Raw genomic sequence first — 22020 nt, 5'->3', positions numbered from 1 at the left:
CATGGTGAATAATGGAAGCGACAAAAACCCAAAAACTGACCTCGTCTACCGGAGAAAGAAAAATAAGGAAGAAATGAAGCATCAGCTCGTTTCTTTCGGTTTGATGATCGGATTGACCATTGTTGCATTCTTAACAGTTGCTACAGATGCAGGTATTTGGTTTACGATTCCATTTATTCTTTTGCTTGCGATCATACAGGTAGTCTTTCAATTATATTATTTTATGCATATGAGCCAAAGAGGCCATGAGGCACCATCACTATTCCTGTATTCTGGAATTTTCACAGCATTTATCACGGTCTTAGCTTTAATGACGCTTGTTTGGCTCTAGTTTAGTTGATCGAAAAAGGAGGTGGTCTTTTTGGGGAATCTCATTATTTTTGGATTTCGTGCACTTTGGAGCCCTTACTTTTTCGGGGGTGTCCTCTTGATCATAGGCTTGTATTTTTTGTTGATCAAGCGTTTAGGATCTGAGAGTGAGCAGACATCTATTAAGCAAATTAGTTTGTTTTTAACAGCGATGGTTTTACTTTATGTTTCAAAAGGAAGTCCGTTGGATCTCGCCGGGCATATTTTGTTCAGCGCACATATGGCACAGATGGCCATTTTGTACTTAGTTGTACCACCGCTTCTCATCCTAGGGGTGCCAGCATGGCTTTGGAAAAAAATTCTTTTTCGTCCTGTTATTCAACCGCTTTTCCGGTTTTTGTCAAAGCCATTAATTGCAATTATTGTGTTTAATGGTTTGTTTTCGATGTATCATGTTCCACTCGTATTTGATTTTGTGAAAACAGATCCTGTTTACCATGCGATTACGACGATTGTCATTTTTATCGCTGCGTTTTTGATGTGGTGGCCACTTCTTCATTCGGTCAACAAGCTCCCACAAATGAGCAGTCTTTTAAAGATGGGCTATATTATGGCTAATGGAATGCTTTTGACACCTGCATGTGCTTTAATCATGTTCAGTAAAGCAACTTTATATTTAACATATTCTGATCCGAGTGCATGGGTAGACGCCATGAAATTGTGTGTACCTCTTGATATGCTGAGTGGTATGTCCTTAACAGGGCCAGAAATGTTTAGTTCGATGCCTGTCTTACAAGATCAACAATTGGGGGCAATTGTCATGAAAATCATTCAAGAAATTGTCTACGGAACGTGTTTAGCGTTTATCTTTTTTAAATGGGCGAAAAACGAAAGAGCCAAAGATCAAGCAGAGCTTTCTCCATCGACCGTCCATTAATAAAAAATGGTACAGTGCTTCTCTACACTGTACCATTTCTATGTAAAAAGACTATACTTCAAGCGTTGCCACTTTCTCTTTTACCTTTTTTAATACCGATTCGCATGATTGAAGGAGCTGAGTTGGAAAATGCTCATCTTCTCCATATTCCACCCCGTGTGGATAATAATATTTGCCTAAAAGTGGTGTCATCAATTTAATAACGGCATGTCTTGAGCCAACATCACCTTCGATTGCATAGCCGAACACTCGCAGGTAGTATCTACCTTCAACCATATCGAATTTTCGGTCATATGTAACCCTTTCATAGTCCCATTGTCCAGCTCTGACAAAACCTTCACTTTCCATACAATAGTCTAACCGGTTAAGCTCAGCATTCAGTCCTTCAATTCCGGATTCTTCAAATCTCATGTTTCAGGCCCCCCTTTGTTTAAAAAATTTACCTTTACTGACAATCATAGTATGAAAGTGTTGAACTTTCAATGCTGGTTTTATCCATTTGTGAATGTTTTCATAAAAAGTATGAATCAAGGAAGGCTTGACGACAATATGAACAAAGATCGTATATATGATAGGGAGGTATTCGTTTGACAAGAGTGAAAGATATCATGACAAAAGATTTGTTATATTGCACAGTTCTCGATAATGTTTACGAAGCAGCGGTTAAAATGAAGGACGGCAATGTTGGTGCAATTCCAGTTGTAACCGATGACCGTCTTGAGCTTGTTGGTATCGTAACAGATCGCGATTTGGTTTTACGAGGAATAGCCGCGAAAAAACCAAATTCTCAGAAAGTAACAAGTGTCATGACAACAAATGTTGTGACAGTTCAAGAAGATGAGCCGTTTGAAAAAGCGATTGATTTGATGGGGGAACATCAAATCAGAAGAATCGTGGTGACAAACGGGCCCATATTAACGGGAATCATCACCCTTAAAGATATATCGATTTATGAACAATCAAACCGCCGAGTGCGGGATCTATTAACATTTATATCAGAAAATGAAACAGAGGATTTCCTTCATTAAAAACATATTTGATATTAAAGGCAAATAGGCTGTATTGTAATTGAAAATTTGTGAGTGTTCTGTTTAAATGTCACTAAGGCGTTTGTGATAACCAAGCCATTTGCTGGAGGTGGAAGTTTGAAAAGCATATTAAGAGCATTGATGATCCTTCTGATTGTTGCAGTATCATATACCCTTTTTATTCAATATGGATCAACTCCTGAGAAAATTGCCAATGAAGATAAACCACAAGTGTCTAACAATGAGACGAAACAGAATAAGCCTTTGAATATCCCATCATCAGGATTGCTTTCATTTATCGGAAAATCTCCTGAAACACTCGAAAAAAAGCTAGGGAAACCTAATAGAATTGATTCTTCAGCTTATGATTACAAATGGTGGGTTTACAATAAGGGGAAACAACAATATGTCCAAATCGGTGTTCTTGGCGATAAAATCGTCACCCTTTTTGCAACAGGTGACAAGGTTAACACGAAACCATTTAAAATTGGACAACCAGCAAGAGAAGTTTTTAAAACAGCAAAAATTGCACCACATGTTAATGTGGAATACGGTGGTAATTCATACCGGTTTGAGTTTTCAGAGGATGATATGAATACAAGGCCGACTGTTAAGGTTGGCGATTTCTATGTGCAGCTGTATATGGATAAATTTGAAGGGGAATTATCAAGTATTAGAGTATTGGATGCAGAAACTTTGATTAAGCAAAGACCCTATGAGGTTGTATACAGAGGAAAACTTATCGAACCTAAAGCATTGAAAGAGGCTGAATGGCAGCAAGTTGAAAAAGCAAATGAAAACCAAATTTTCGATTTAACAAATGTCATACGTGCAAGATATGGACTTTCAAAGCTAGAATGGGATGATGCCGTATCAAAGGTAGCTGAAGGGCACAGCGGCGATATGGAAGAGCATGATTATTTCTCGCATGTTTCAGAGCATGAGGGGACATTAAAGGATCGTCTTGAAAAAGGGAAAGTGAATTATGAACAGGCTGGAGAAAATATTGCTTTAAACTATGTGGATGGACCGGCAGCGATTGAAGGTTGGCTCAATAGTGAAGGGCACAGAAAAGCTCTGCTTAACAAAGACTATACGAATCTTGGAGTTGGGGTCGATCAGAAATATTATACACAAAACTTTATCAAAAAATGGAATTAAGGATCGCAGCGGTGAAAAATTAGGCGAACACATTTTACATCATCTGATACATTATAAGTAGGCACTGGTTTTTTTCGGAGGGGGTGTAGACGTTGACGACCAAAAAAAATGCACACTCATCAATTGATGAGTTTAAGTGGTTTATTAAACGGCATCCTAAGCTCATATCAGAGGTTCGAAAAGGAGAAAAGAGCTGGCAGGAAGTGTATGAAAATTGGTTTTTGCTTGGAGAAGATGATGCTATATGGAAACCTTATAAAGATCAAGTAGAAACAAAAGAAACGGCATCTGGAGAAAACGGAAAAAACGATTTTATCTCTAAAATGGTTATGGCTTTCAGAAAAATGGACGTCGACCAAATGAATGAACAAATGAATAAAATGAGCCAGTCTATTTCTTCATTACAAAGCCTACTTAACCAGTTTTCGAGCAGCGGCGCTAAGCAAGGCAACCATCAGGGCGGCCAGCAGCCACCATTTTCATTCCGAAAAGATTGATAAAGGAGTTTAATATGCGACAAGAAGTGCAGGAATATGTGTTTGCAAACGAGGAGCGCCGCCGTTTCATCCGTCAGCAACCAGTCTGGTATCGTAAGCTTTCACGTAGTCCACGTGATTTGTCCGCTTTTCAGCTCGACATGATGAATTTTTACGAAAAAACGATTCCTCACCGTGTAAACCAGTTTTCAAACAGTATTCAGATGGCCCAGATGATGATGCAAATGTTCCAAGCGATGCGCACTCAGGATTAACCCCTGGGTGTTTTTTGTATTGATAAAAACTTAGAATTTGTAAAAACTATTGACTGAGGGAGTTGATTGAGATGAAGAAAAGCTGTTTAATCATATGTTTATGTTTTTTACTAGCGGGGTGTACAACGTATAAACCGAAACCTAAAGGTGTAATAAGTGATTCAGTGCATAAATTCCAGCAAATGAGCTATGCCTAAAACTTAAAATACATAGACATTTTGAAAAAGATTATTTTATGATACACTATTGTTGGAGGTGCGTGTCTATGTATGCCACAATAGAATCTGTAAGACTTCAGAATGAAGCTTATGAATTGGCCAACATGATCCTTCAATCAGAGGCGGCAGAATATTACCGGCAATCCCGGAAGCGTCTCCAAGAAGATAAAGAGGCCGAACGAATTATCGCTTCGTTTACCAAAATAAAGCAACAATATGAGGACGTACAGCGTTTTGGAAAGTACCATCCTGATCATAAAGAGATTTCAAAAAAAATGAGGGATATTAAAAGACAGCTTGACCTTCATGAGACTGTGGCAGAGTTTAGAAAGGCCGAAACAGATCTTCAAACCATTCTAGATGAGGTCAGTGTGGAAATCGGTCAAGCGGTGTCAAAACATATTAAAGTTCCGACCGGAAACCCTTACTTTGATCATCTTTCATCGTGCAGTAGTGGCTGTGGATCAGGTGGTAGTTGTGGATGTAAAGTTTCATGACGAGACGTTTTGTCTCGTCTTTTTCATAGATTGAAGCAGATAAGCGACAGGCAGGTGAAAAGCTTGAAAGAAAGACGTCAAGGATTGATCGTTTGGCTTCATTCCTTAAAACATGCAAAAGCGTTGAGAAAATTTGGGAATGTTCACTATGTTTCAAAACGACTTAAATATGCGGTTGTCTATTGTAATATGGATGAAGTAGAAAAAGTGATGGCCAAAATACGTTCGTATTCTTTTGTCAAAAAGGTTGCTCCTTCGTATAAACCCTTTTTAAAAATAGAATTTGAATCAAAACTTGATAAAGCGAAAGAATACGATTATAAAGCAGAAATATAATCGCTTAAAAAAATCCCCGCAAGAATACCCTGCGGGGTCCTTCTATACCTTAAATTTTAAGGAGAAGGCAAAGGGAGAGGAGAAACCGGAGGAAGAACTTATGGGGAAACGTAAGTCTTCTCCGCGGTTGGCAACAACATCAATTGATGCTGTTACTATTATTATCACCAAGCATGATTGTCACTATACATAAAAATTTAGGTTGGTGGTTTGTACCAAAAACCACTTTATGTTAAGATAATGATGATTTTTTTGAGTTTAAGAAAAAGTGGTGGAAATATGAGAGTGATTTCTGGAGTGTACAAAGGACGCGCTATTAAAGCAGTTCCTGGTACATCGACAAGACCGACAACAGATAAAGTAAAAGAGTCGATCTTTAATATGGTCGGTCCATATTTTGAAGGGGGAATCGGTCTTGATTTATTTGCGGGAAGTGGAGGATTAGGTATTGAAGCACTTTCCCGGGGCTTTGACCGCCTCGTTTTTGTAGACCGAGATTTTAAAGCCATACAAACCGTGAAAGCCAATCTGAAAACTTTAGGGGTAGAAAAGTGTGCAGAAGTCTACAGAAATGACGCTGAAAGGGCACTCTATGCGGCAAGTAAAAGGGGACTTCGTTTTGATGCTATCTTTTTAGATCCTCCATATCAAGAACAAAAGCTGAAAGCGCTTTTAATTATGATTGAAAAATCAAATTTGTTGAATGATAATGGATTTATCCTTGCTGAGCATGCGAAAGAAGTGGTACTTCCTCAAGAAACGGGAGAGCTTCACATCTCGAGACAAGAAATATACGGCTTAACAGGGGTAAGCATTTATAGAAAGAGGGGAAATAGGGATGGCTAGCATTGCCGTTTGTCCTGGAAGTTTTGATCCGGTGACATTTGGACATTTGGATATTATTAGAAGAGGGGCAAAAATATTTGACCAAGTATATGTATGCGTTCTAAACAATTCTTCAAAGCAACCGTTGTTTACGGTTGAGGAGCGCTGTGATTTACTAAAAGAAGTAACGAAAGAGATGGATAATGTCCATGTTGAATCTTTTCAAGGTCTGTTGATTCATTATGCTAAAAATAAACAAGCGAACGTTATTTTACGCGGCCTCCGAGCTGTCTCTGATTTTGAATATGAGATGCAAGGAACCTCGATGAATAAAGTGCTTGATGAAAACATTGAGACATTTTTTATGATGACGAATAATCAATACTCATTTTTAAGTTCGAGCATTGTAAAAGAGGTAGCTAAATATAATGGATCTGTAGTAGAACTTGTCCCAGAAGTAGTTGAATCTGCACTTCAAGATAAGTTTTCAAAAAAATGAGCGGCCGAATATGAATTGCACCCCAAATTTTAGACACAGTCTAAAATTTGGAGGTGCTTTTCTTTTGGTTAAATATTGTTAATCAATACAAGAATCATGGTGAGATAAAGGGTACACAAATCACTCTTTAGAGTCGTATAAACTAGACGTACTTCAGATAATGGGACGTCAATAAATTTTTTAATCTACCTTCTCCCTCTACGATACTCCAATGGAGCCGCCCGTGCCTTTGAAGCGGAAGGGATTGACGCCCTAAAACGAAAGAAAAGGGGCGTCAATCCATGAAAAAAATCAACCATCAGAAGGATCAGAAGAAGCGTTACGAGCTGAAATTGAGCGTATACGCATGGAGAATTTCTTTGGCCTATTAAAGTCTGAATTACTTTATTTAAAAGAATTTGAGAGTATGGAGCATTTTAAACAAGAATGATATTTATTCCTATAATCATAAGCGAATCAAGGCAAAATTAAAAGGCATGAGCCCGGTTCAGTACCGTACTCATGCCCAAGTAGCCTAATAAAAAAACGTGTCTAACTTTATGGGGTCACTTCAATACGGTTGCTCATTTTTTTGCTAGTGATAAAGTCTTTGTATAAAGGATCAGATAAATAAAAAGTGTTCCGATCGTTACAAGAGGTCCTATTTGCACTAAAGAATTCCATACTTGGACAACAAGTGATTCCGTTTTCCCAGCGCGAAAAAATAAAAAAACTGGTTCATTTAGTTGAGTGAAAGATGTGTAAAGGGGTTTCCAAAGGATCGGTACAAATAGAGCCGCATAAATACCTTGTAAAAACCGAGCGATAAAAAATGGTTTGAAACGAATATCTGTTTCTGCAAGTATTCCAGCCACCTGAGCTTGAACACAGAAGCCGCTAAATCCTAATATAAAACTTACGATAACTGCTTTTGCTAATAAAGGAGCATTCGTAGCGCTGACAAGTTGACTACCTAGTGTAATTTCAAAAACACCGGATAGTAATGGTTTATCAAGATGAATAGGGAAATGGAGTACACTTAGAATCATGCGCATACCTTGTGAGAGAATGTCTGTTATGTGAACAACAGACAGAATATTGTTAAACACAGAAAAAAGGATGATAAAACCGCCTACCATAAGCAGTGTTTGCACCGAAGAGATAACAGCATCACTTAACAATTTTCCCAACGGTCTTTTTTCTTCAAGCCTTGCCTTGTGAAGCGCTTTTAAAGCTTCTTTAATCGAAGGGATGTGACGCATTCTTTTGTTTCGGTCTGGAGCGATTTCTTCTTTTTTTCCGTAAGACCGCATGGTCACTCCTACGGCCAAATTACCTAAATAATGTGCTGCTGCAAGAACAATACCGAGAGCCGGATTATGAAAAAAGCCAACCGCTACAGCTCCGAAGATAAACAACGGGTTAGATGAATTGGTGAATGATGCAAGCCGCTCAGCTTCTACTCGGGATATTTGCCGTTCTTGTCTAAGTCTTGAAGTAAGTTTGGCCCCTGATGGAAATCCGGAAGCCATGCCCATAGCAAGCACAAATCCTCCGACACCTGGGACGCGGAAGACTGGTCTCATAAAAGGTTCAAGGAGAAGTCCAACAAATGTGACGATGCCAAACCCGATCAATAGTTCTGATAAAATAAAAAAAGGCAGTAAGGAAGGGAATACTACCTCCCACCACATAGCAAGTCCATTTTTGGACGCATCAAACGATGCTTGTGGGTGGGTAATAATAGCAGCTGTAAACAGAAGAAGCAAAACGGCTATGATAAAAGTATTTACTTTTTTCATATTGATCCCAAATCCCCCTTAAGACTGTAAATACACATTGTCAGCTGGAACATGATAAAATAAATTGGAGTTGATTTCCACCCGATGCTTCTTTATTATTATACGAAGCTTGTTCCACATTTTAGACCAATAGAATGTCATTTGTCATCAACATCATGCTAAGCATAGTAAGTTGAGTTCGTTAAATTAAAGATGGAGGGTTTTATTTTCATGCAAAAAAGAAGGTTTGTCCGCATTGCACTCTTGATCGCCATCATCGGGGTCGTTCTATCATTTGTGAGACTCCCTGTTTATATTACTGAGCCAGGGGGAGCGACAGAGCTGAATCCCTTAATTAAGGTAACTGATGGATACAAAGAAAAAGGCAGTTTTTCTTTAATGACCGTTAAGGTAGGGCCTGCGAATCCTTATACATACATATGGGCAAAGCTTCGTCCTTATCATGAAGTCCTTCCTGAAGAGAACTTTAAACAAGAAGGAGAAACTGATGAAGAATATATGAAAAGGCAGTTGCAAATGATGAGGGATTCCCAAGAAAATGCCATGATAGCAGCTTACAAAAGAGCTGGAAAAAAGGTCAGCTATACGTTTAACGGAGTTTATGTTATGTCTGTTGTTGCCGATATGCCAGCGGAAGGGAAACTAAAAGTTGGTGACAAAGTCAAAAAAGTGGATGGAAAGACGTTTCAATCAGCGGAAAGCTTAGTTCGTTATATTGAAACAAAGCAAGCTAATGATATTGTAAAAGTAGTGATAGAAAGGGGTAAAAAACAACAGACAATCACAATGAAGCTGAAAACATTTAAGGAAGAACCGAACAGAGCAGGGCTAGGCATATCTCTGATAACAGACCGGAATGTCAAGGTGAAACCGACTGTAAAAGTGAATATCGAAGACATTGGTGGTCCTTCAGCAGGTCTGATGATGTCAATGGAAATCTATAATCAATTGACGAAAGTGGATGAAACAAAAGGCCATCATATCGCTGGAACTGGAACAATTGATGAGAAAGGCAGAGTTGGGCCAATCGGGGGAATCAGCCAAAAAATTGTTGCGGCAGACAGGGCAGGAGCTGATGTCTTTTTTGCTCCACATGAAGGTGGTAAAAAAGGCTCGAATTATGAGGAAGCTGTCAAAACGGCGAAAGATATCAAGACCAACATGAAAATTGTCCCTGTTGATCATATGGATGATGCGATCAATTACTTAGAAAAAAAAGTTAACCAATCTTGAGATGGTCAATATGAACCGCACTTCTGGCGAGAGGTGCGGTTTTTGACTGCAAGGTATTTCAATGCCGTAAAAATAAGCCGTTGTCTTCATCATACCTAAGCGGTGAAAGTGAATACTCCGCTTCAGCCAGTCTTGTTCGTGCAGGTTCATGAAGTGGTGCACTATAAACTTGTCCAGCTTTTATATCCAGATGAAGAGACGGATTGGAGAGAGACCCAATTTTCGTGATCAGTGGAATCCGCAACTCTTTTTTCTTTTTTGCCAAATATGTCTGGCCTTTTTTGGTCATTCCGAGCAGCCTGATGTAACGAGGATGTGTTTCAGCAAGAATCTGATGAACAACGGCTTTTTTTGTTCGTGTCAAGATGTGTGTATTCATTCTTTGTAACCTTGTCCATGTATAACGTTTTGTTTTTAGCAAGTCCATATATTCTAAGAAAGAACCAGCTTTCTGAATCACTTTTTTGACGCGATGTTCAAGACCTTCTTCAATCTCATAAATTTGCTGAAGTTCTTCTATATCCATCGTTTGAAGATTGTACTTTAGAAAAGAGAAATAATGTTCTGGAGAATGCCAAAGGCCAAATGTCCTCATATATTCATTTAATTCCTTAATAGAGTTTTCAGGTAGAAAAAAGCTACTATCCGATAGACCTTCTTTTTCAATCATTGATTTGCGAATGCTTGTCGCACTTGCGATGTTTCCTGACATTTCGGGCAGGAGAGCATCGTGATATTCAGAAGATAGGCGTTTAACAGTCACAGGTTTCATCTGAAAATGGTTCTCTAAAATGGTTTTGACATAGTGAAAACCAAGGATGTTGTTCGGTTTAGAAAGATCTAAGGTATGTTCGCCATTTGTGATCACAGAAAACGCTTTTGTCATAGCGGACGGATAACTCATCCCTGAGGAGACCTGTTTTTTTACTTCCTGATTAAGAACCTGTTGATGTTGAAGCATATATGTGGCTGTTTGAACAAATGCGTCAGGATCACCATTTTCACTGCCAAAGAATATAGAACTGCAACCTAATTCGTTCAAAAGCGCGACCGCACCTGTAGCGAATATTTCGGCTTTTTGCACGGCGAATACATATGGTAGCTCGACAACGATATCAACATGAGAGGTAAGCGCCATTTTTGTTCTCGACCATTTAGAAACGATCGCAGGTTCACCTCGTTGCAAAAAAAAGCCGCTCATGACAGCAATTGCCACATCACTTCTCGTTTGTGACAATGCTTCTTGAATATGGAACAAGTGACCGTTATGAAAAGGATTATATTCGACAACAACACCTACTGCTTTCATTTTTCCACCTCTCTTGCATCTCTTGAAATAGTTATGATACATTTACACAAGGAATCTGTTGGTTTTAAGTGTATGAATTGTGATGTAAGATGTCAACGAATGAAAGATTCGAACATTGATCTGTAAAGAAAAAATATTGACAAAAAACATGATGAAAGCTATAATCATGTTTGTTGCTCTCTTAGAGGTGATACAATGAAATGGACGATACATCAGCTGAATCAAATGCCGAAGAAAAGCTTTGAATTTGATGAAACAGTTGATCTAAACGAACTATCTCAAAACTCAGATATACGTAGTATTTCACCAGTCAATGTCAAAGGAAAAGCGACGATTGAGTCAAAGCAGGTTGCGTTTGACATTTCTATTTCAGGCGAAATGATCTTGCCTTGTTCAAGAACACTTGTTGATGTTCGTTATCCATTTAGTATTTCAACAAAAGAACTGTTTTTATTTCATAAGATGGATGAAATCGAAGATGAAGATGTCCATATTGTTGAGGATGATCTGATCGACTTGACTCCGATTGTCAAAGAAGAGATCCTTCTTGAAATACCCATGCAAATCTTTTGTGAATCAGTTCAAAAAGAAGAAGGTGCTCCCCAAGAAGGCAAGGATTGGCAGGTCATTACAGAAGATGACCGGAAACATCAAATTGATCCAAGGCTTGCTGATCTTGAGAAGCTCTTAAAACAAGAAGATGAATCTTAACACTCTTTAAGGAGGTGGGAATAATGGCTGTACCTTTTAGAAGAACTTCTAAAATGAAAAAAAGACTTCGTCGTACACACTTTAAATTGCAAGTGCCTGGTATGGTAGAATGCCCAAACTGTGGTGAGATGAAACTTTCACACCGCGTCTGCAAAGCATGTGGATCATACAAAGGAAAAGACGTAAAAAGCAATTAATAAAAAAACACAAGACACTGAGTCTTGTGTTTTTTTATTCTTTAAAACAGGAAAATATTCTATCTACTCTATTAGCTGCATATGTATGAGGTAAATTCATAAAGCTATGGAGGCGAATTCATTTGACTATTACAAGACAGGATGCCTGGACACAGGATGAAGATGTGTTGCTTGCTGAGGTTGTTTTAAGGCATATTAGAGAGGGGGGGACACAGCTGTCGGCGTTTGAAGAAGTAGGTAAAGCTTTAAGTAGGACAGCAGCAGCTTGTGGTTTCCGTTGGAATTCATGTGTGAGAAAGCAATACCAATCAGGAATCGAATTAGCCAAAAAGCAGCGTAAACAATTGCGAAAAAAGATTGGTGTTCACGCAGCCACTTTGCCGAACTCAGTCAAAACCCTCTCTGAAGACAGAAATGATAACCTGACACTTGAAGATGTCATCTGCTTTTTGGAAAACTTAAAAGATACTACATCTCACAAAGTTGATCATGACGAAAAAAGTCGACTGTACGAAGAAATCAATCAATTAAAAAGTGAGATTGAAAAATTGCAAAATGAAAATGAATCACTTAAAAAACAGCTTAAATTGACAGAGGGCGATTATAAAGCATTAATTGAGATTATGGAACGGGCAAGAAAGATGGTCGTTCTTCAAGAAGATGAAAGAAGTAAAAATGTAAAATTCCAAATGGAGACAAATGGTAATTTGGAAAGAATGGAAAAATAGTCAACCGGCCTGACAGTTTCGGCCGGTTTTTGTCTAAGCTGATTCTGAATTTTGATTGTCTTCACTTTCAGGAAGCCAGAGGAGTGGATTTTCTCCCTTATCACGGGCCAAATCATATTTAACTGGCTTAAACCCCATTTTTCCCCAAAAATCAGATGATTTTACACGTGGACTAGTGCGAATCGGTAATCCGAATGATTTAGCAAACTCAACAAGCATTGTCCCATAACCTTTGCGCTGATACCCTGGTAGCACTTCGAGCTTCCAAAGCTCCAGATATTCTCTGTCTTCTTCAAAATATTGATTATATTTACGATCCACTTTATATAGACTCATTCTTGCTATCAACCGATGTCCATAATATATACCGTAAAACGGTGAGTTGCTGTCATTTTCAATCATATTACTTTCAAGATCTTCCAACATAGAAAGTTCTTGAATCCCATATTCCCTGAATTTTTTAAATTCTTCTAGTGTTTTATAATTGATCAACAAACGCTCCACTTTGACCATCTTGTTACCCCCTTTGATTGTGTTATACCTATATTGTAAACGCTTTTTTATAAAAATCCAAATGATAAAAATATTCATAAAACGGCTAACGAGTCAATGGACGTTATTTCTGCTATGATATACAGTATATAAAAAATCAGGATGTGAGGATTTGAGAATTGGAGTGATTGGTGGAGGCTCAATCGGGCTTTTATTTGCATACTATTTTTCGTTTCATCATCATGTGACTATAGTGGTCAGAAGAGAAGAGCAGGCGAAGTCCATCCGACAAAACGGGCTTTCACTTTTAGTAGATGGAAAGAAATATTCGGCTAAACCTGAGGTGAGTGTTGGGCTTGATTCGGATTTTGATCTTCTTTTTGTTGCGGTAAAACAACATCAATTAGCCGCAGTTCTGTCTGAATTGGAGCATAAAGATCCTCTTCAGATCATGTTCTTGCAAAATGGAATGGCACATACTTCTCTTCTAGAAGATTGGAATGTTAAGCATCATCTATATGTCGGAGCTGTGGAACATGGTGCTATCAAAGAAAATGACTATACAGTTCAGCACACAGGGAAAGGAATCGTAAAATGGAGCGCATTCCATTCAGACCGAGCTGAGAGGTTGAAAAAAGAACTGGAGGCGGTACATGAGTCCTTTCCTTTTTTGTGGCACGATGACTGGTATCAAATGCTGGCTAGCAAATTGATTGTGAATGCCTGTATCAATCCGTTGACAGCTCTTCTAAAGGTGAAAAATGGAAAGCTCATTGAAGAGCCGATGTATTTAGCATTCATGAAGTTTGTGTTTGCAGAAACAAGCCGGATTTTGGCAATTGAAAACCCGCAAAAGGCATGGGAAAATGTTCTTTCCGTTTGCCGAAAAACAAGAAGCAACACATCCTCAATGTTAGCGGATATACAGGCAGGAAGAACAACGGAAGCTGACGCAATTATGGGTTATTTGTTAAAACTGGCAAAAAAATCGGGAGATTCTACTCCACATCTCACTTTTCTATACGACAGTATTAAGTCGCTAGAAAAGGTGTCAAGCTAAATCATTTGACGATCACGCTGAACGTGCTATACTCATTTCGGGAAACTAACTATTTACTGGAGAAAGGAAGTTCGAAAGATGCAGCTTACTGAACTTTCCATTGAAAGTCAAAACCCTTTTGTACGAGACTACATAGAAGAGAAAAAGGAAATGAAGCTGTTTTTTGATTACGGCTTAAACAGAGAAGATTGGGAAATGCGCTTGCACGACCTTTCCTCCCGTACATATCATCGTGATGCTTTAGCCGACTATTTACTTAAGTATCACCGTAAGTTTAAATCAAAAAAGATAAATGAGGTCATTGAGCTTCTGCGTGATCCAACGAGTGTTGTAGTCGTTGGTGGACAGCAGGCCGGTCTTTTGACAGGACCGCTATATACGATCCATAAAATCCTCTCAATTCTTCTGCTAGCAAAACAAAAGCAGCAAGAGTTTAATGTTCCAGTCATTCCAGTGTTTTGGGTGGCCGGTGAAGATCATGATATAGAAGAAATTAATCATCTCTATTTATCAGATAACGGGAAAGTGAAAAAATATAAGCTGACCCAGTCTTATTGGAAGAAAAGTGCGGCTGCTAAAACACCTCTTGATCTTGATAAAGCTGAAAAATGGCTGAAAGGTGTTTTTGCTTCTTTCCAAGAAACGGAATATACGAATGAGCTTCTTGCTAATGTACAACGATGTTTGCGGCAGTCAGAGTCTTTCACTGATTTTTTTGAATATATGATTGTTGAATTGTTCGAAAAAGATGGGCTTGTCCTACTAAACTCAGGAGATCCTGAATTAAGAGCGTTACAGTCTGACTTTTTACAAGCGCTCATCAAGAAAAATGATCAACTTGGTGAATCTGTTACACGTCAGCAGGCGTTCATGAAGGAGATGAACTATTCTCCGATTATTGAAACAGCTACCCGTCATGCACATCTTTTCTATGAATATGACGGAGAACGCTTTTTAATTGAAAAAGAGGATACGAATTTTTTTATAAAAGAACTTCGTCTGAAATGGTCTGAGGCAGAGCTTTATCACTTGATCCAAGAAAAACCGGAAGCCTTTAGCAACAATGTTGTAACAAGACCGCTCATGCAGGAATATCTTCTCCCAACATTGGCATTTATTGCAGGGCCAGGAGAAATCAATTATTGGGGAGAGTTAAAAAGTGCTTTTCATGTGATGGATTTTAAAATGCCACCAGTTGTGCCGAGACTCAATATCACGTTTTTGGAACGGCATATTGAAAAGAAGCTAGCTGAGCGGGGCGTGGATCTTAAAGAGTCTCTTGAAAAAGGGAGTTTAACCAAGAAGGAACAGTTTTTTGCAAATCAAGTGCCAAGCACATTTACAAATGTAATCGAACAGGCAAAACAAAAGTTTGAAATGATTCATTCTTCCGTCCGGGCTGAAGCGCTTGAAGTTGACCAAAGTCTGATGCCATTTCTGACAAAAAATGCTCGCTTTATTCAAGATCAACTATCGTTTTTGGAAAAAACAGTCATAAAACGAATTGAAGAAAAAGAAACCAATATTTTAAACGATTTCGACAAAATTCAAATGAGTATTAGACCTTTACAAGCTCCACAAGAGAGAATTTGGAATATCATGTATTATTTAAATAAATACGGTCCAAATTTCTTGGAAAAATACAAAGATTTGCCATATTCTTTTCAAAATCAGCATCAAGTTGTCAAACTTTGAAATAATTTTTTTAAAAACCCTTGATAGTTCAGGGTTTTTTTTTATTCTAAAACAGTGTAAAATATAAATGTGGAGAGAAGTGGTGGATAGTGGTGAGTTAAGGAAGGAAAGTGGGGGCCAAGATCATGTTTATGGGTGAATACCAGCATACGATTGATACAAAAGGCCGCATGATCGTTCCGGCAAAGTTCAGAGAGGGTCTTGGTGAACAGTTTGTCCTGACAAGAGGACTTGACCAATGCCTTTTTGGATACCCGATGTCCGAATGGAAACTCATCGAGGAAAAACTGAAAGCTCTTCCTCTTACAAAGAAAGATGCACGCGCATTTACCCGCTTTTTTTTCTCCGGTGCCACAGAGTGTGAATTGGATAAACAAGGGAGAATTAACATCACATCTTCGCTCTTAAGTTATGCAAAGCTTGAGAAGGAGTGTGTGGTTATTGGAGTTTCAAATCGAATTGAATTGTGGAGTAAAGAGATTTGGGAACAATATGTAGATGAGCAGGAAGATTCATTTGCTGAAATAGCGGAAAACATGATTGGGTTTGATATTTAATGAATCTTTGCGCGAAACAAGCATTCTGCAATCAGTTCATTTGAAAAAGGTGGGATAAAAAGGAAATGTTTCAACATCAAACAGTATTGCTAAAAGAAACAGTCGATGGTTTAAATGTAAAAAAAGACGGTACATATGTAGACTGCACATTAGGTGGTGCAGGGCACAGTTCATATTTACTTACACAGCTCTCAAAAGATGGTAAATTAATTGCGTTTGATCAGGATGATATGGCACTTCGTCATGCAAAAGAAAAACTAGCAGATTTTGAAGGACAAGTTGTTTTGGTAAAAAGTAATTTTCGTTATTTAAAAGATCGTCTAAATGAAATTGGAATTTCTAAAGTGGATGGTGTTTTATTTGACTTAGGTGTGTCATCTCCTCAGCTTGATACACCAGAACGGGGATTCAGTTATCATCATGATGCTCCGCTTGATATGCGGATGGATCAATCGGCAAGTCTTTCAGCGAAAGAGATTGTCAATGAATGGCGTTATGAAGAGTTAGTCCGTATTTTCTTTAAATATGGGGAAGAGAAGTTTAGTAAACAAATCGCCAGAAAAATTGAAGAAGCACGAGAAAAATTGGTTATTGAAACAACAGGTCAACTTGTCGATATCATCAAAGAAGCAATTCCCGCCCCAGCAAGGCGAAGCGGCGGGCATCCTGCTAAACGGATCTTTCAGGCGATCCGAATTGCAGTAAATGATGAATTGAAAGTATTTGAAGAAGCGCTCTTGCAGGCAATTGATGTGCTGAAGCCCGGTGGAAGAGTATCTGTTATTACCTTTCATTCATTGGAAGACAGAATCTGTAAATCGACATTTAAAGAGTTGGCTTCATTACCTGAATTGCCTCACGGATTACCTGTCATCCCTAAGGAATTTGAACCGAAATTAAAACTCGTTCATAAAAAACCAATCACAGCTTCAAAAGAAGAGCTAGAAAACAATAACCGAGCGCGGTCGGCGAAACTGCGGATTGCGGAAAAGGCACGAGAGTAAGCTGTGCAAATTAAAAAGGAGGTCATCAGTCTATGAGTAATTTAGCCTATAAAGTGGAAAGACAACAAAGACAAACTGCAAAAGCGGAGCCATCCGTTATCATCCGAAGAAGAGCATCCATTACATTAGGGGAAAAGGTGCTGATCGTCCTCTTGGCCGTTGCTCTATTCAGTGCTTCACTTTTTCTGATTTCACAGATTTATGTCTCTTATCAGAAAAATATTGAAATTCAACAGCTGAACAACAAGTATGAAGCAGAAAAAAATAGAGTTGGTGATCTTGAAAAGAGGGCGAATGAGCTTAAAGCACCTGATCGAATCATCAGAACAGCTAAAGAAAAAGGGCTTAAATTTGGTGACAAAAAAGTGAAGAATGTACAGGAATGATGAGAATGCCGAAAAAGAATAAATTTATGAACAGAGGAGCGGCAATACTTAGTATTTGTTTTGCTCTCTTTTTCTTTGTGATCCTAGGAAGATTTTTGGCTATTCAAGTGACAGGAAGGGCCAGTGGAGAAGTCTTAGCAGTAAAAGCAAATGAACAATTTGAAAGAAAGCGGTCCATTGAAGCGCACAGAGGAGCGATTCTTGATCAAAATGGTAAAGTGCTTGCAGAGGATACTTCAACCTATAAACTAGTTGCTATCTTGGATAAAAAAATGAAGCCTAAATATGTTTCAAATAAGGATTTTACTGCAAGACAACTTGCGCCAATTATTGGAATGAAAAAAGAAAAAATTCTTGAAATTCTTAACAAGAACAGAGATCAAGTTGAGTTCGGGGCGGTTGGTCATCTCAGTTATGATCAAAAAGAAAAAATTGAACAACTCAATTTGTCTGGTATCGGCTTTATTCGTGATACAAAGCGCTTCTATCCAAATGGTGTCTTTGCCTCTAATTTGATCGGCTATTCCCGGTTAAATGGAAAAACTGGTGAAATGCATGGTGCAATGGGGCTAGAACAAAGCATGAATCAATATCTGAAAGAAACAGACGGCTATATGACGTATGAAACTGATAAAGCAGGATGGCGTCTCCTTCATGACAATGAACAAATAAAAGCCCCTAATAATGGTGATAACGTCTATTTAACGATCGATCAAAAAATTCAAACGTTTTTGGAAGACAGTATGACAACAGTCCAAAAGAAATATAAACCGAAAAAGATGATGGCTGCGGTCGTTGATCCGGAAACAGGGAAAGTACTAGCCATGGCGCAAAGACCAAGCTTTAATCCAAATAAACGGACAAATGTCGCAAACTATTATAATGATTTAATCTCTTACAGTTTTGAACCGGGTTCAACGATGAAGATCTTTACTTTGTCAGCGGCCATAGAAGAGGGAGTCTTCAAGGGAGAGGAAGCTTACCGATCAGGGACTTATTCCGTTTCCAAAAGAGATAAACCGATTAAAGACCATAACAATGGAAACGGTTGGGGGCCAATTTCCTTTAGAGAAGGTGTTGTGCGTTCATCTAACGTTGCATTTGCGATTCTTGCCAATGAAAAGTTAGGAACAGACCGTTTCAATCAGTATTTAAGAAAATTTCATTTCTATGAGAAAACGGGCATTGATCTTCCGGATGAGGCCAATAGTAAAATAAATTTTAAATATCTTCGTGATAAAGTATCAACAGCGTTTGGACAGAGTTCAGCGGTCACACCGATTCAACAGCTTCAAGCTGCAACAGCGATTGCTAATGATGGGAAGATGATGAAACCTTATGTGATCGATCATATCGTCGATCCAGACGACAAAAAAACAGTTTTGCAAAATCAACCGAAAATCGTCGGTCAACCAATTTCAGAAAACACAGCAAAAGAAGTGCGCGAGCTTTTGGGAGAAGTTGTGACTTCAGAAAAAGGTACAGGTCGTGCATATCAGATTGAAGGATATGATATTGCCGGAAAAACCGGAACAGCTCAAATTACCGGAAAAAACGGAAAAATTTTAAGCGGGCGAGAGAACTATGTATTTTCTTTCATGGGTATGGCGCCGAAAGATGATCCAAAACTCCTCATCTATGTAGCTGTTCAACAACCGAAGTTAGAAGGTAGTCAAACAGGTGCTATGCCGGTTTCGGAAGTTTTCAATCCGGTGATGAAAACAAGCCTTCACTATTTGGGTATTGAACCGAGTCAAAGTCAAAAAGAAGCTGAAAAAACGGAAGAAAAACAAATGGAAATGCCTGACTTCATTGAGAAACGCACAGAAGATGCTATCAAAGAAGCAGAGGAAAATCATCTTGTCGCTGTCACTACTGGTGATGGAGAAGCGATTCAAGACCAGTATCCAAAAGCTGGTGAAGAAGTGCTGCCAAATGAACGGGTCTTTCTGAAAACAGAAGGGAAAATCGTGATGCCTGATATGACAGGCTGGTCGAAACGAGATGTTTTCCGTTTTGGTTCAATGGTCGGTATCCATATTGAAACAAGTGGGCAAGGCTTTGTAACAAGCCAAACGATCCAAAAAGGGACAGAATTAAAAACGAAAACAGTTCTTAAAGTAAGATTGAAACAGTCTTAAAATGATAGAAGGTTGTCGGTGAATCCGATAACCTTCTATTTAAATAAATAGCAGCAAACGAAAACCGTTCTACCAAATCATTCTAAGACATAAAATGAAACAAGCTTAAATAAGGAGTGAACGGTCTCTTGCGCGTTTCTAATGTAACAGTCAGAAAACGTTTAATTTTAGTTCTGCTTTTTGGCGTTTCGATCTTTTTGATTATTGATACAAGGCTTGGATATGTTCAGTTTGTCTTGGGTGATAAACTGACATCATTAGCAAAAGATTCTTGGAGCAGAAACCTTCCCTTTGAACCGGAAAGAGGTGAAATCCTTGACCGAAATGGAGTCAAGCTTGCGACAAATCAAAGCGCACCATCTGTTCTAGTCGTACCAAAACAAATTGAAAACCCGATCGAAACGAGCGAAAAATTGGCCAATGTGCTCAATATGTCAAAAGAAAAAGCCTACAAACACGTGACCAAAAAAACGTCCATTGAAAGAATAAATCCAGAAGGTCGAAAAATTTCTCACCAGAAAGCAAAACAAGTGAGAGACCTCAATTTGAAAGGTGTCTATATCGCAGAGGATAGCATCCGTCATTATCCGTTTGGTAGCTATCTATCTCATGTGCTTGGTTTTGCTGGAATTGATAATCAAGGTCTACTAGGGCTTGAAGCTTTTTATAATGAAGAGCTCAAAGGTGAAAAAGGCTATGTTAAATTTTACTCTGATGCAAAAGGGAAGAGAATGCCTGAAGAGGCTGATGATTATACACCCCCAAAAGATGGCTTAGATATGAAACTAACCATTGACTCCCGAGTGCAAACGGTCATGGAGCGAGAGTTTGATATTGCGGAATCGAAATACCATCCTGATGGAATGGTTGGGGTGGCAATGAATCCGAAAACCGGTGAAGTCCTTGCGATGGTCAGCAGACCGGACTTTGATCCGGCAAACTATCAATCAATTGATCCAAAAGTCTACAACCGCAATTTACCGGTATGGAGTACATATGAACCAGGATCAACATTTAAAATTATTACACTTGCAGCTGCATTAGAAGAGAAACAAGTTAATTTACAAAAAGATCGCTTTCATGATAAAGGATCTGTTGAAGTTGATGGCGCACGACTAAAATGCTGGAAACGGGGTGGACATGGCTCCCAGTCTTTTCTTGAAGTTGTCCAAAATTCCTGTAACCCTGGTTTTGTTGAACTCGGTCAGCGACTCGGGAAAGAGAAATTGTTCAGTTATATTAAAGACTTCGGATTTGGAAAGAAAACGGGAATCGATCTTCAAGGAGAGGGAACAGGTATCTTATTTCCGCTTGATCGAGTTGGTCCTGTAGAGCAAGCGACAACGGCTTTTGGACAGGGTGTATCAGTGACTCCGATTCAACAAGTAGCAGCTGTTTCTGCAGCGGTTAATGGTGGAACACTATATACACCTTATATTGCAAAAGAGTGGATTGATCCTGTTACAAAACAAGTCGTTAAAAAAAATGGGCCGATCGCCAAGAAGAAAGTGATTTCTGAAGAAACATCGAAAAAAATCCGCTATGCACTTGAAAGCGTAGTTGCCCAAGGAACGGGCCGGAATGCCTTTGTTGATGGGTACCGGGTAGGTGGGAAAACAGGAACAGCACAAAAAGTGCAAGACGGAAAATACTTAAAAAACAACCATATTGTCTCGTTTATTGGAACCGCTCCTTCTGATGACCCAAACATTGTTGTTTATGTCGCTATTGACAATCCAAAGGGAACAATTCAGTTTGGTGGGACTGTTGCCGCACCAATTGTCGGCAACATTATGAGAGACAGTCTTCCACAGCTCGGGGTTGACAAAAGAAAGAACCAAATTAAGCGTGAATACAAATGGCTGGACAAAAAATTGATTGAGGTCCCGAATCTTATAGGGTTGTCTGTGACAGAACTTGAACCTTTGCTCGTCAATTTGAAACTGAATGCTTCAGGGGAGGGCAATGTCGTTGTTCAGCAATCCCCAAAAGCAGGAGAAAAGGTCAAAGAAGGTTCAACAATTCGCATTTACCTTGATGATCCACAAGATGATCAGGAAGATTGACTTGATCATAAACGATAGCCAATTGTATCGGCAAGCCCATTTCTGCTCGTTTTTTAAGTTTTTCAGGTGATTAGCTGGAAGTATCCTCTTTTTTACGCT

General features: G+C 38.8%; 25 protein-coding genes and 1 pseudogene. 22 read left to right on the top strand and 4 right to left on the bottom strand.

Going from position 1 to position 22020, the window contains the following annotated elements; genetic code table 11:
• Position 1: 1 nt before the first annotated feature.
• Positions 2-331, top strand: a complete 330-nt coding sequence (gene ctaF / locus PDT38_RS04705; RefSeq protein ID WP_270799373.1) for a cytochrome c oxidase subunit IVB — start codon at positions 2-4, stop codon at positions 329-331.
• A 30-nt stretch (positions 332-361) separates the two neighbouring features.
• A complete protein-coding gene (gene ctaG, locus PDT38_RS04700; RefSeq protein WP_270799371.1) occupies positions 362-1246 on the top strand; it encodes a cytochrome c oxidase assembly factor CtaG in 885 nt (294 codons plus the stop codon).
• Between the two features lie 51 nt (positions 1247-1297).
• Here the strand turns inward: ctaG and PDT38_RS04695 are convergent, their stop codons facing one another.
• Positions 1298-1657 carry a YugN family protein gene (locus tag PDT38_RS04695; protein ID WP_270799369.1) on the bottom strand — a complete coding sequence of 120 codons (360 nt, stop codon included), beginning with the start codon at positions 1655-1657 and terminating at the stop codon, positions 1298-1300.
• A 176-nt stretch (positions 1658-1833) separates the two neighbouring features.
• Between PDT38_RS04695 and PDT38_RS04690 the strand changes: the two genes are divergently transcribed.
• The 9 genes and pseudogenes from PDT38_RS04690 to PDT38_RS04650 form a co-directional block, all read left to right on the top strand.
• Positions 1834-2274, top strand: coding sequence for a CBS domain-containing protein (locus PDT38_RS04690; protein ID WP_270799368.1), 441 nt, complete (start codon positions 1834-1836; stop codon positions 2272-2274).
• Positions 2275-2391: 117 nt separating this feature from the next.
• Positions 2392-3435 (top strand): CAP domain-containing protein, encoded by a 1044-nt coding sequence (locus PDT38_RS04685; protein ID WP_270799367.1) that lies wholly within the window; start codon positions 2392-2394, stop codon positions 3433-3435.
• Positions 3436-3527: 92 nt separating this feature from the next.
• On the top strand, positions 3528-3932 hold the full coding sequence (gene ylbD, locus PDT38_RS04680) for a YlbD family protein (protein WP_270799366.1): 405 nt from the start codon (positions 3528-3530) through the stop codon (positions 3930-3932).
• Between the two features lie 14 nt (positions 3933-3946).
• On the top strand, positions 3947-4186 hold the full coding sequence (locus tag PDT38_RS04675) for a YlbE-like family protein (RefSeq protein WP_270799364.1): 240 nt from the start codon (positions 3947-3949) through the stop codon (positions 4184-4186).
• 265 nt (positions 4187-4451) lie between these two features.
• The gene (locus PDT38_RS04670; protein WP_270799362.1) at positions 4452-4901 is read left to right on the top strand and encodes a YlbF family regulator; all 450 of its coding nucleotides are present in this window, start codon (positions 4452-4454) and stop codon (positions 4899-4901) included.
• A 63-nt stretch (positions 4902-4964) separates the two neighbouring features.
• A complete protein-coding gene (locus PDT38_RS04665; RefSeq protein ID WP_270799360.1) occupies positions 4965-5237 on the top strand; it encodes a YlbG family protein in 273 nt (90 codons plus the stop codon).
• 279 nt (positions 5238-5516) lie between these two features.
• Complete coding sequence (gene rsmD, locus PDT38_RS04660) at positions 5517-6083, top strand: 16S rRNA (guanine(966)-N(2))-methyltransferase RsmD (protein WP_270799358.1); 567 nt, start codon at positions 5517-5519, stop codon at positions 6081-6083.
• The gene (gene coaD / locus PDT38_RS04655) at positions 6076-6561 is read left to right on the top strand and encodes a pantetheine-phosphate adenylyltransferase (protein WP_270799356.1); all 486 of its coding nucleotides are present in this window, start codon (positions 6076-6078) and stop codon (positions 6559-6561) included. Before rsmD ends, coaD begins: the two co-directional genes overlap by 8 nt.
• Before the next feature lie 346 nt (positions 6562-6907).
• Positions 6908-7079, top strand: a pseudogene (locus PDT38_RS04650) (IS3 family transposase); the annotation flags it as partial.
• 45 nt (positions 7080-7124) lie between these two features.
• On the opposite strand, the gene ylbJ reads toward PDT38_RS04650, so the two are convergent.
• On the bottom strand, positions 7125-8348 hold the full coding sequence (gene ylbJ, locus PDT38_RS04645; RefSeq protein WP_270800137.1) for a sporulation integral membrane protein YlbJ: 1224 nt from the start codon (positions 8346-8348) through the stop codon (positions 7125-7127).
• A 204-nt stretch (positions 8349-8552) separates the two neighbouring features.
• Between ylbJ and PDT38_RS04640 the strand changes: the two genes are divergently transcribed.
• On the top strand, positions 8553-9575 hold the full coding sequence (locus tag PDT38_RS04640; RefSeq protein ID WP_270799355.1) for a SepM family pheromone-processing serine protease: 1023 nt from the start codon (positions 8553-8555) through the stop codon (positions 9573-9575).
• Between the two features lie 58 nt (positions 9576-9633).
• On the opposite strand, the gene PDT38_RS04635 is transcribed toward PDT38_RS04640, so the two are convergent.
• Positions 9634-10884 carry a nucleotidyltransferase gene (locus PDT38_RS04635; RefSeq protein WP_270799353.1) on the bottom strand — a complete coding sequence of 417 codons (1251 nt, stop codon included), beginning with the start codon at positions 10882-10884 and terminating at the stop codon, positions 9634-9636.
• A 195-nt stretch (positions 10885-11079) separates the two neighbouring features.
• On the opposite strand from PDT38_RS04635, the gene PDT38_RS04630 reads away from it, so the two are divergent.
• From PDT38_RS04630 to gerR, 3 genes are all read left to right on the top strand, one after another.
• The gene (locus PDT38_RS04630; RefSeq protein WP_270799352.1) at positions 11080-11595 is read left to right on the top strand and encodes a YceD family protein; all 516 of its coding nucleotides are present in this window, start codon (positions 11080-11082) and stop codon (positions 11593-11595) included.
• Positions 11596-11618: 23 nt separating this feature from the next.
• Positions 11619-11792: a 50S ribosomal protein L32 gene (rpmF, locus tag PDT38_RS04625; protein WP_046130742.1), complete on the top strand. Its 174-nt coding sequence runs from the start codon at positions 11619-11621 to the stop codon at positions 11790-11792.
• 122 nt (positions 11793-11914) lie between these two features.
• Entirely contained in the window at positions 11915-12520 is a 606-nt protein-coding gene (gene gerR, locus PDT38_RS04620; protein ID WP_270799351.1) for a sporulation-specific transcriptional regulator GerR, read from the top strand.
• Between the two features lie 33 nt (positions 12521-12553).
• Here the strand turns inward: gerR and PDT38_RS04615 are convergent, their stop codons facing one another.
• Positions 12554-13033, bottom strand: coding sequence for an N-acetyltransferase (locus PDT38_RS04615; RefSeq protein ID WP_270799350.1), 480 nt, complete (start codon positions 13031-13033; stop codon positions 12554-12556).
• Positions 13034-13184: 151 nt separating this feature from the next.
• On the opposite strand from PDT38_RS04615, the gene PDT38_RS04610 reads away from it, so the two are divergent.
• The 7 genes from PDT38_RS04610 (at position 13185) to PDT38_RS04580 (ending at position 21921) form a co-directional block, all read left to right on the top strand.
• Positions 13185-14072 carry a 2-dehydropantoate 2-reductase gene (locus tag PDT38_RS04610; RefSeq protein ID WP_270799349.1) on the top strand — a complete coding sequence of 296 codons (888 nt, stop codon included), beginning with the start codon at positions 13185-13187 and terminating at the stop codon, positions 14070-14072.
• Between the two features lie 78 nt (positions 14073-14150).
• Positions 14151-15767, top strand: coding sequence for a bacillithiol biosynthesis cysteine-adding enzyme BshC (bshC, locus tag PDT38_RS04605; RefSeq protein ID WP_270799347.1), 1617 nt, complete (start codon positions 14151-14153; stop codon positions 15765-15767).
• Between the two features lie 125 nt (positions 15768-15892).
• Positions 15893-16324 carry a division/cell wall cluster transcriptional repressor MraZ gene (gene mraZ, locus PDT38_RS04600; RefSeq protein ID WP_270799344.1) on the top strand — a complete coding sequence of 144 codons (432 nt, stop codon included), beginning with the start codon at positions 15893-15895 and terminating at the stop codon, positions 16322-16324.
• A gap of 65 nt (positions 16325-16389) precedes the next feature.
• Positions 16390-17328: a 16S rRNA (cytosine(1402)-N(4))-methyltransferase RsmH gene (gene rsmH, locus PDT38_RS04595; RefSeq protein ID WP_270799342.1), complete on the top strand. Its 939-nt coding sequence runs from the start codon at positions 16390-16392 to the stop codon at positions 17326-17328.
• Between the two features lie 32 nt (positions 17329-17360).
• Positions 17361-17714, top strand: a complete 354-nt coding sequence (ftsL, locus tag PDT38_RS04590) for a cell division protein FtsL (protein WP_270799341.1) — start codon at positions 17361-17363, stop codon at positions 17712-17714.
• A 5-nt stretch (positions 17715-17719) separates the two neighbouring features.
• A complete protein-coding gene (locus tag PDT38_RS04585; RefSeq protein WP_270799339.1) occupies positions 17720-19855 on the top strand; it encodes a penicillin-binding protein in 2136 nt (711 codons plus the stop codon).
• Positions 19856-19983: 128 nt separating this feature from the next.
• On the top strand, positions 19984-21921 hold the full coding sequence (locus tag PDT38_RS04580; RefSeq protein ID WP_270799337.1) for a stage V sporulation protein D: 1938 nt from the start codon (positions 19984-19986) through the stop codon (positions 21919-21921).
• The last annotated feature ends 99 nt before the right edge of the window (positions 21922-22020 follow it).

Origin of the sequence: Bacillus changyiensis, from assembly GCF_027706145.1 — a bacterium.
Classification (GTDB): Bacteria; Bacillota; Bacilli; order Bacillales; family Bacillaceae; genus Bacillus; species Bacillus changyiensis.
Note: the sequence above shows the minus strand (reverse complement) of the source record. Positions and strands in the feature narration are given on the sequence as shown.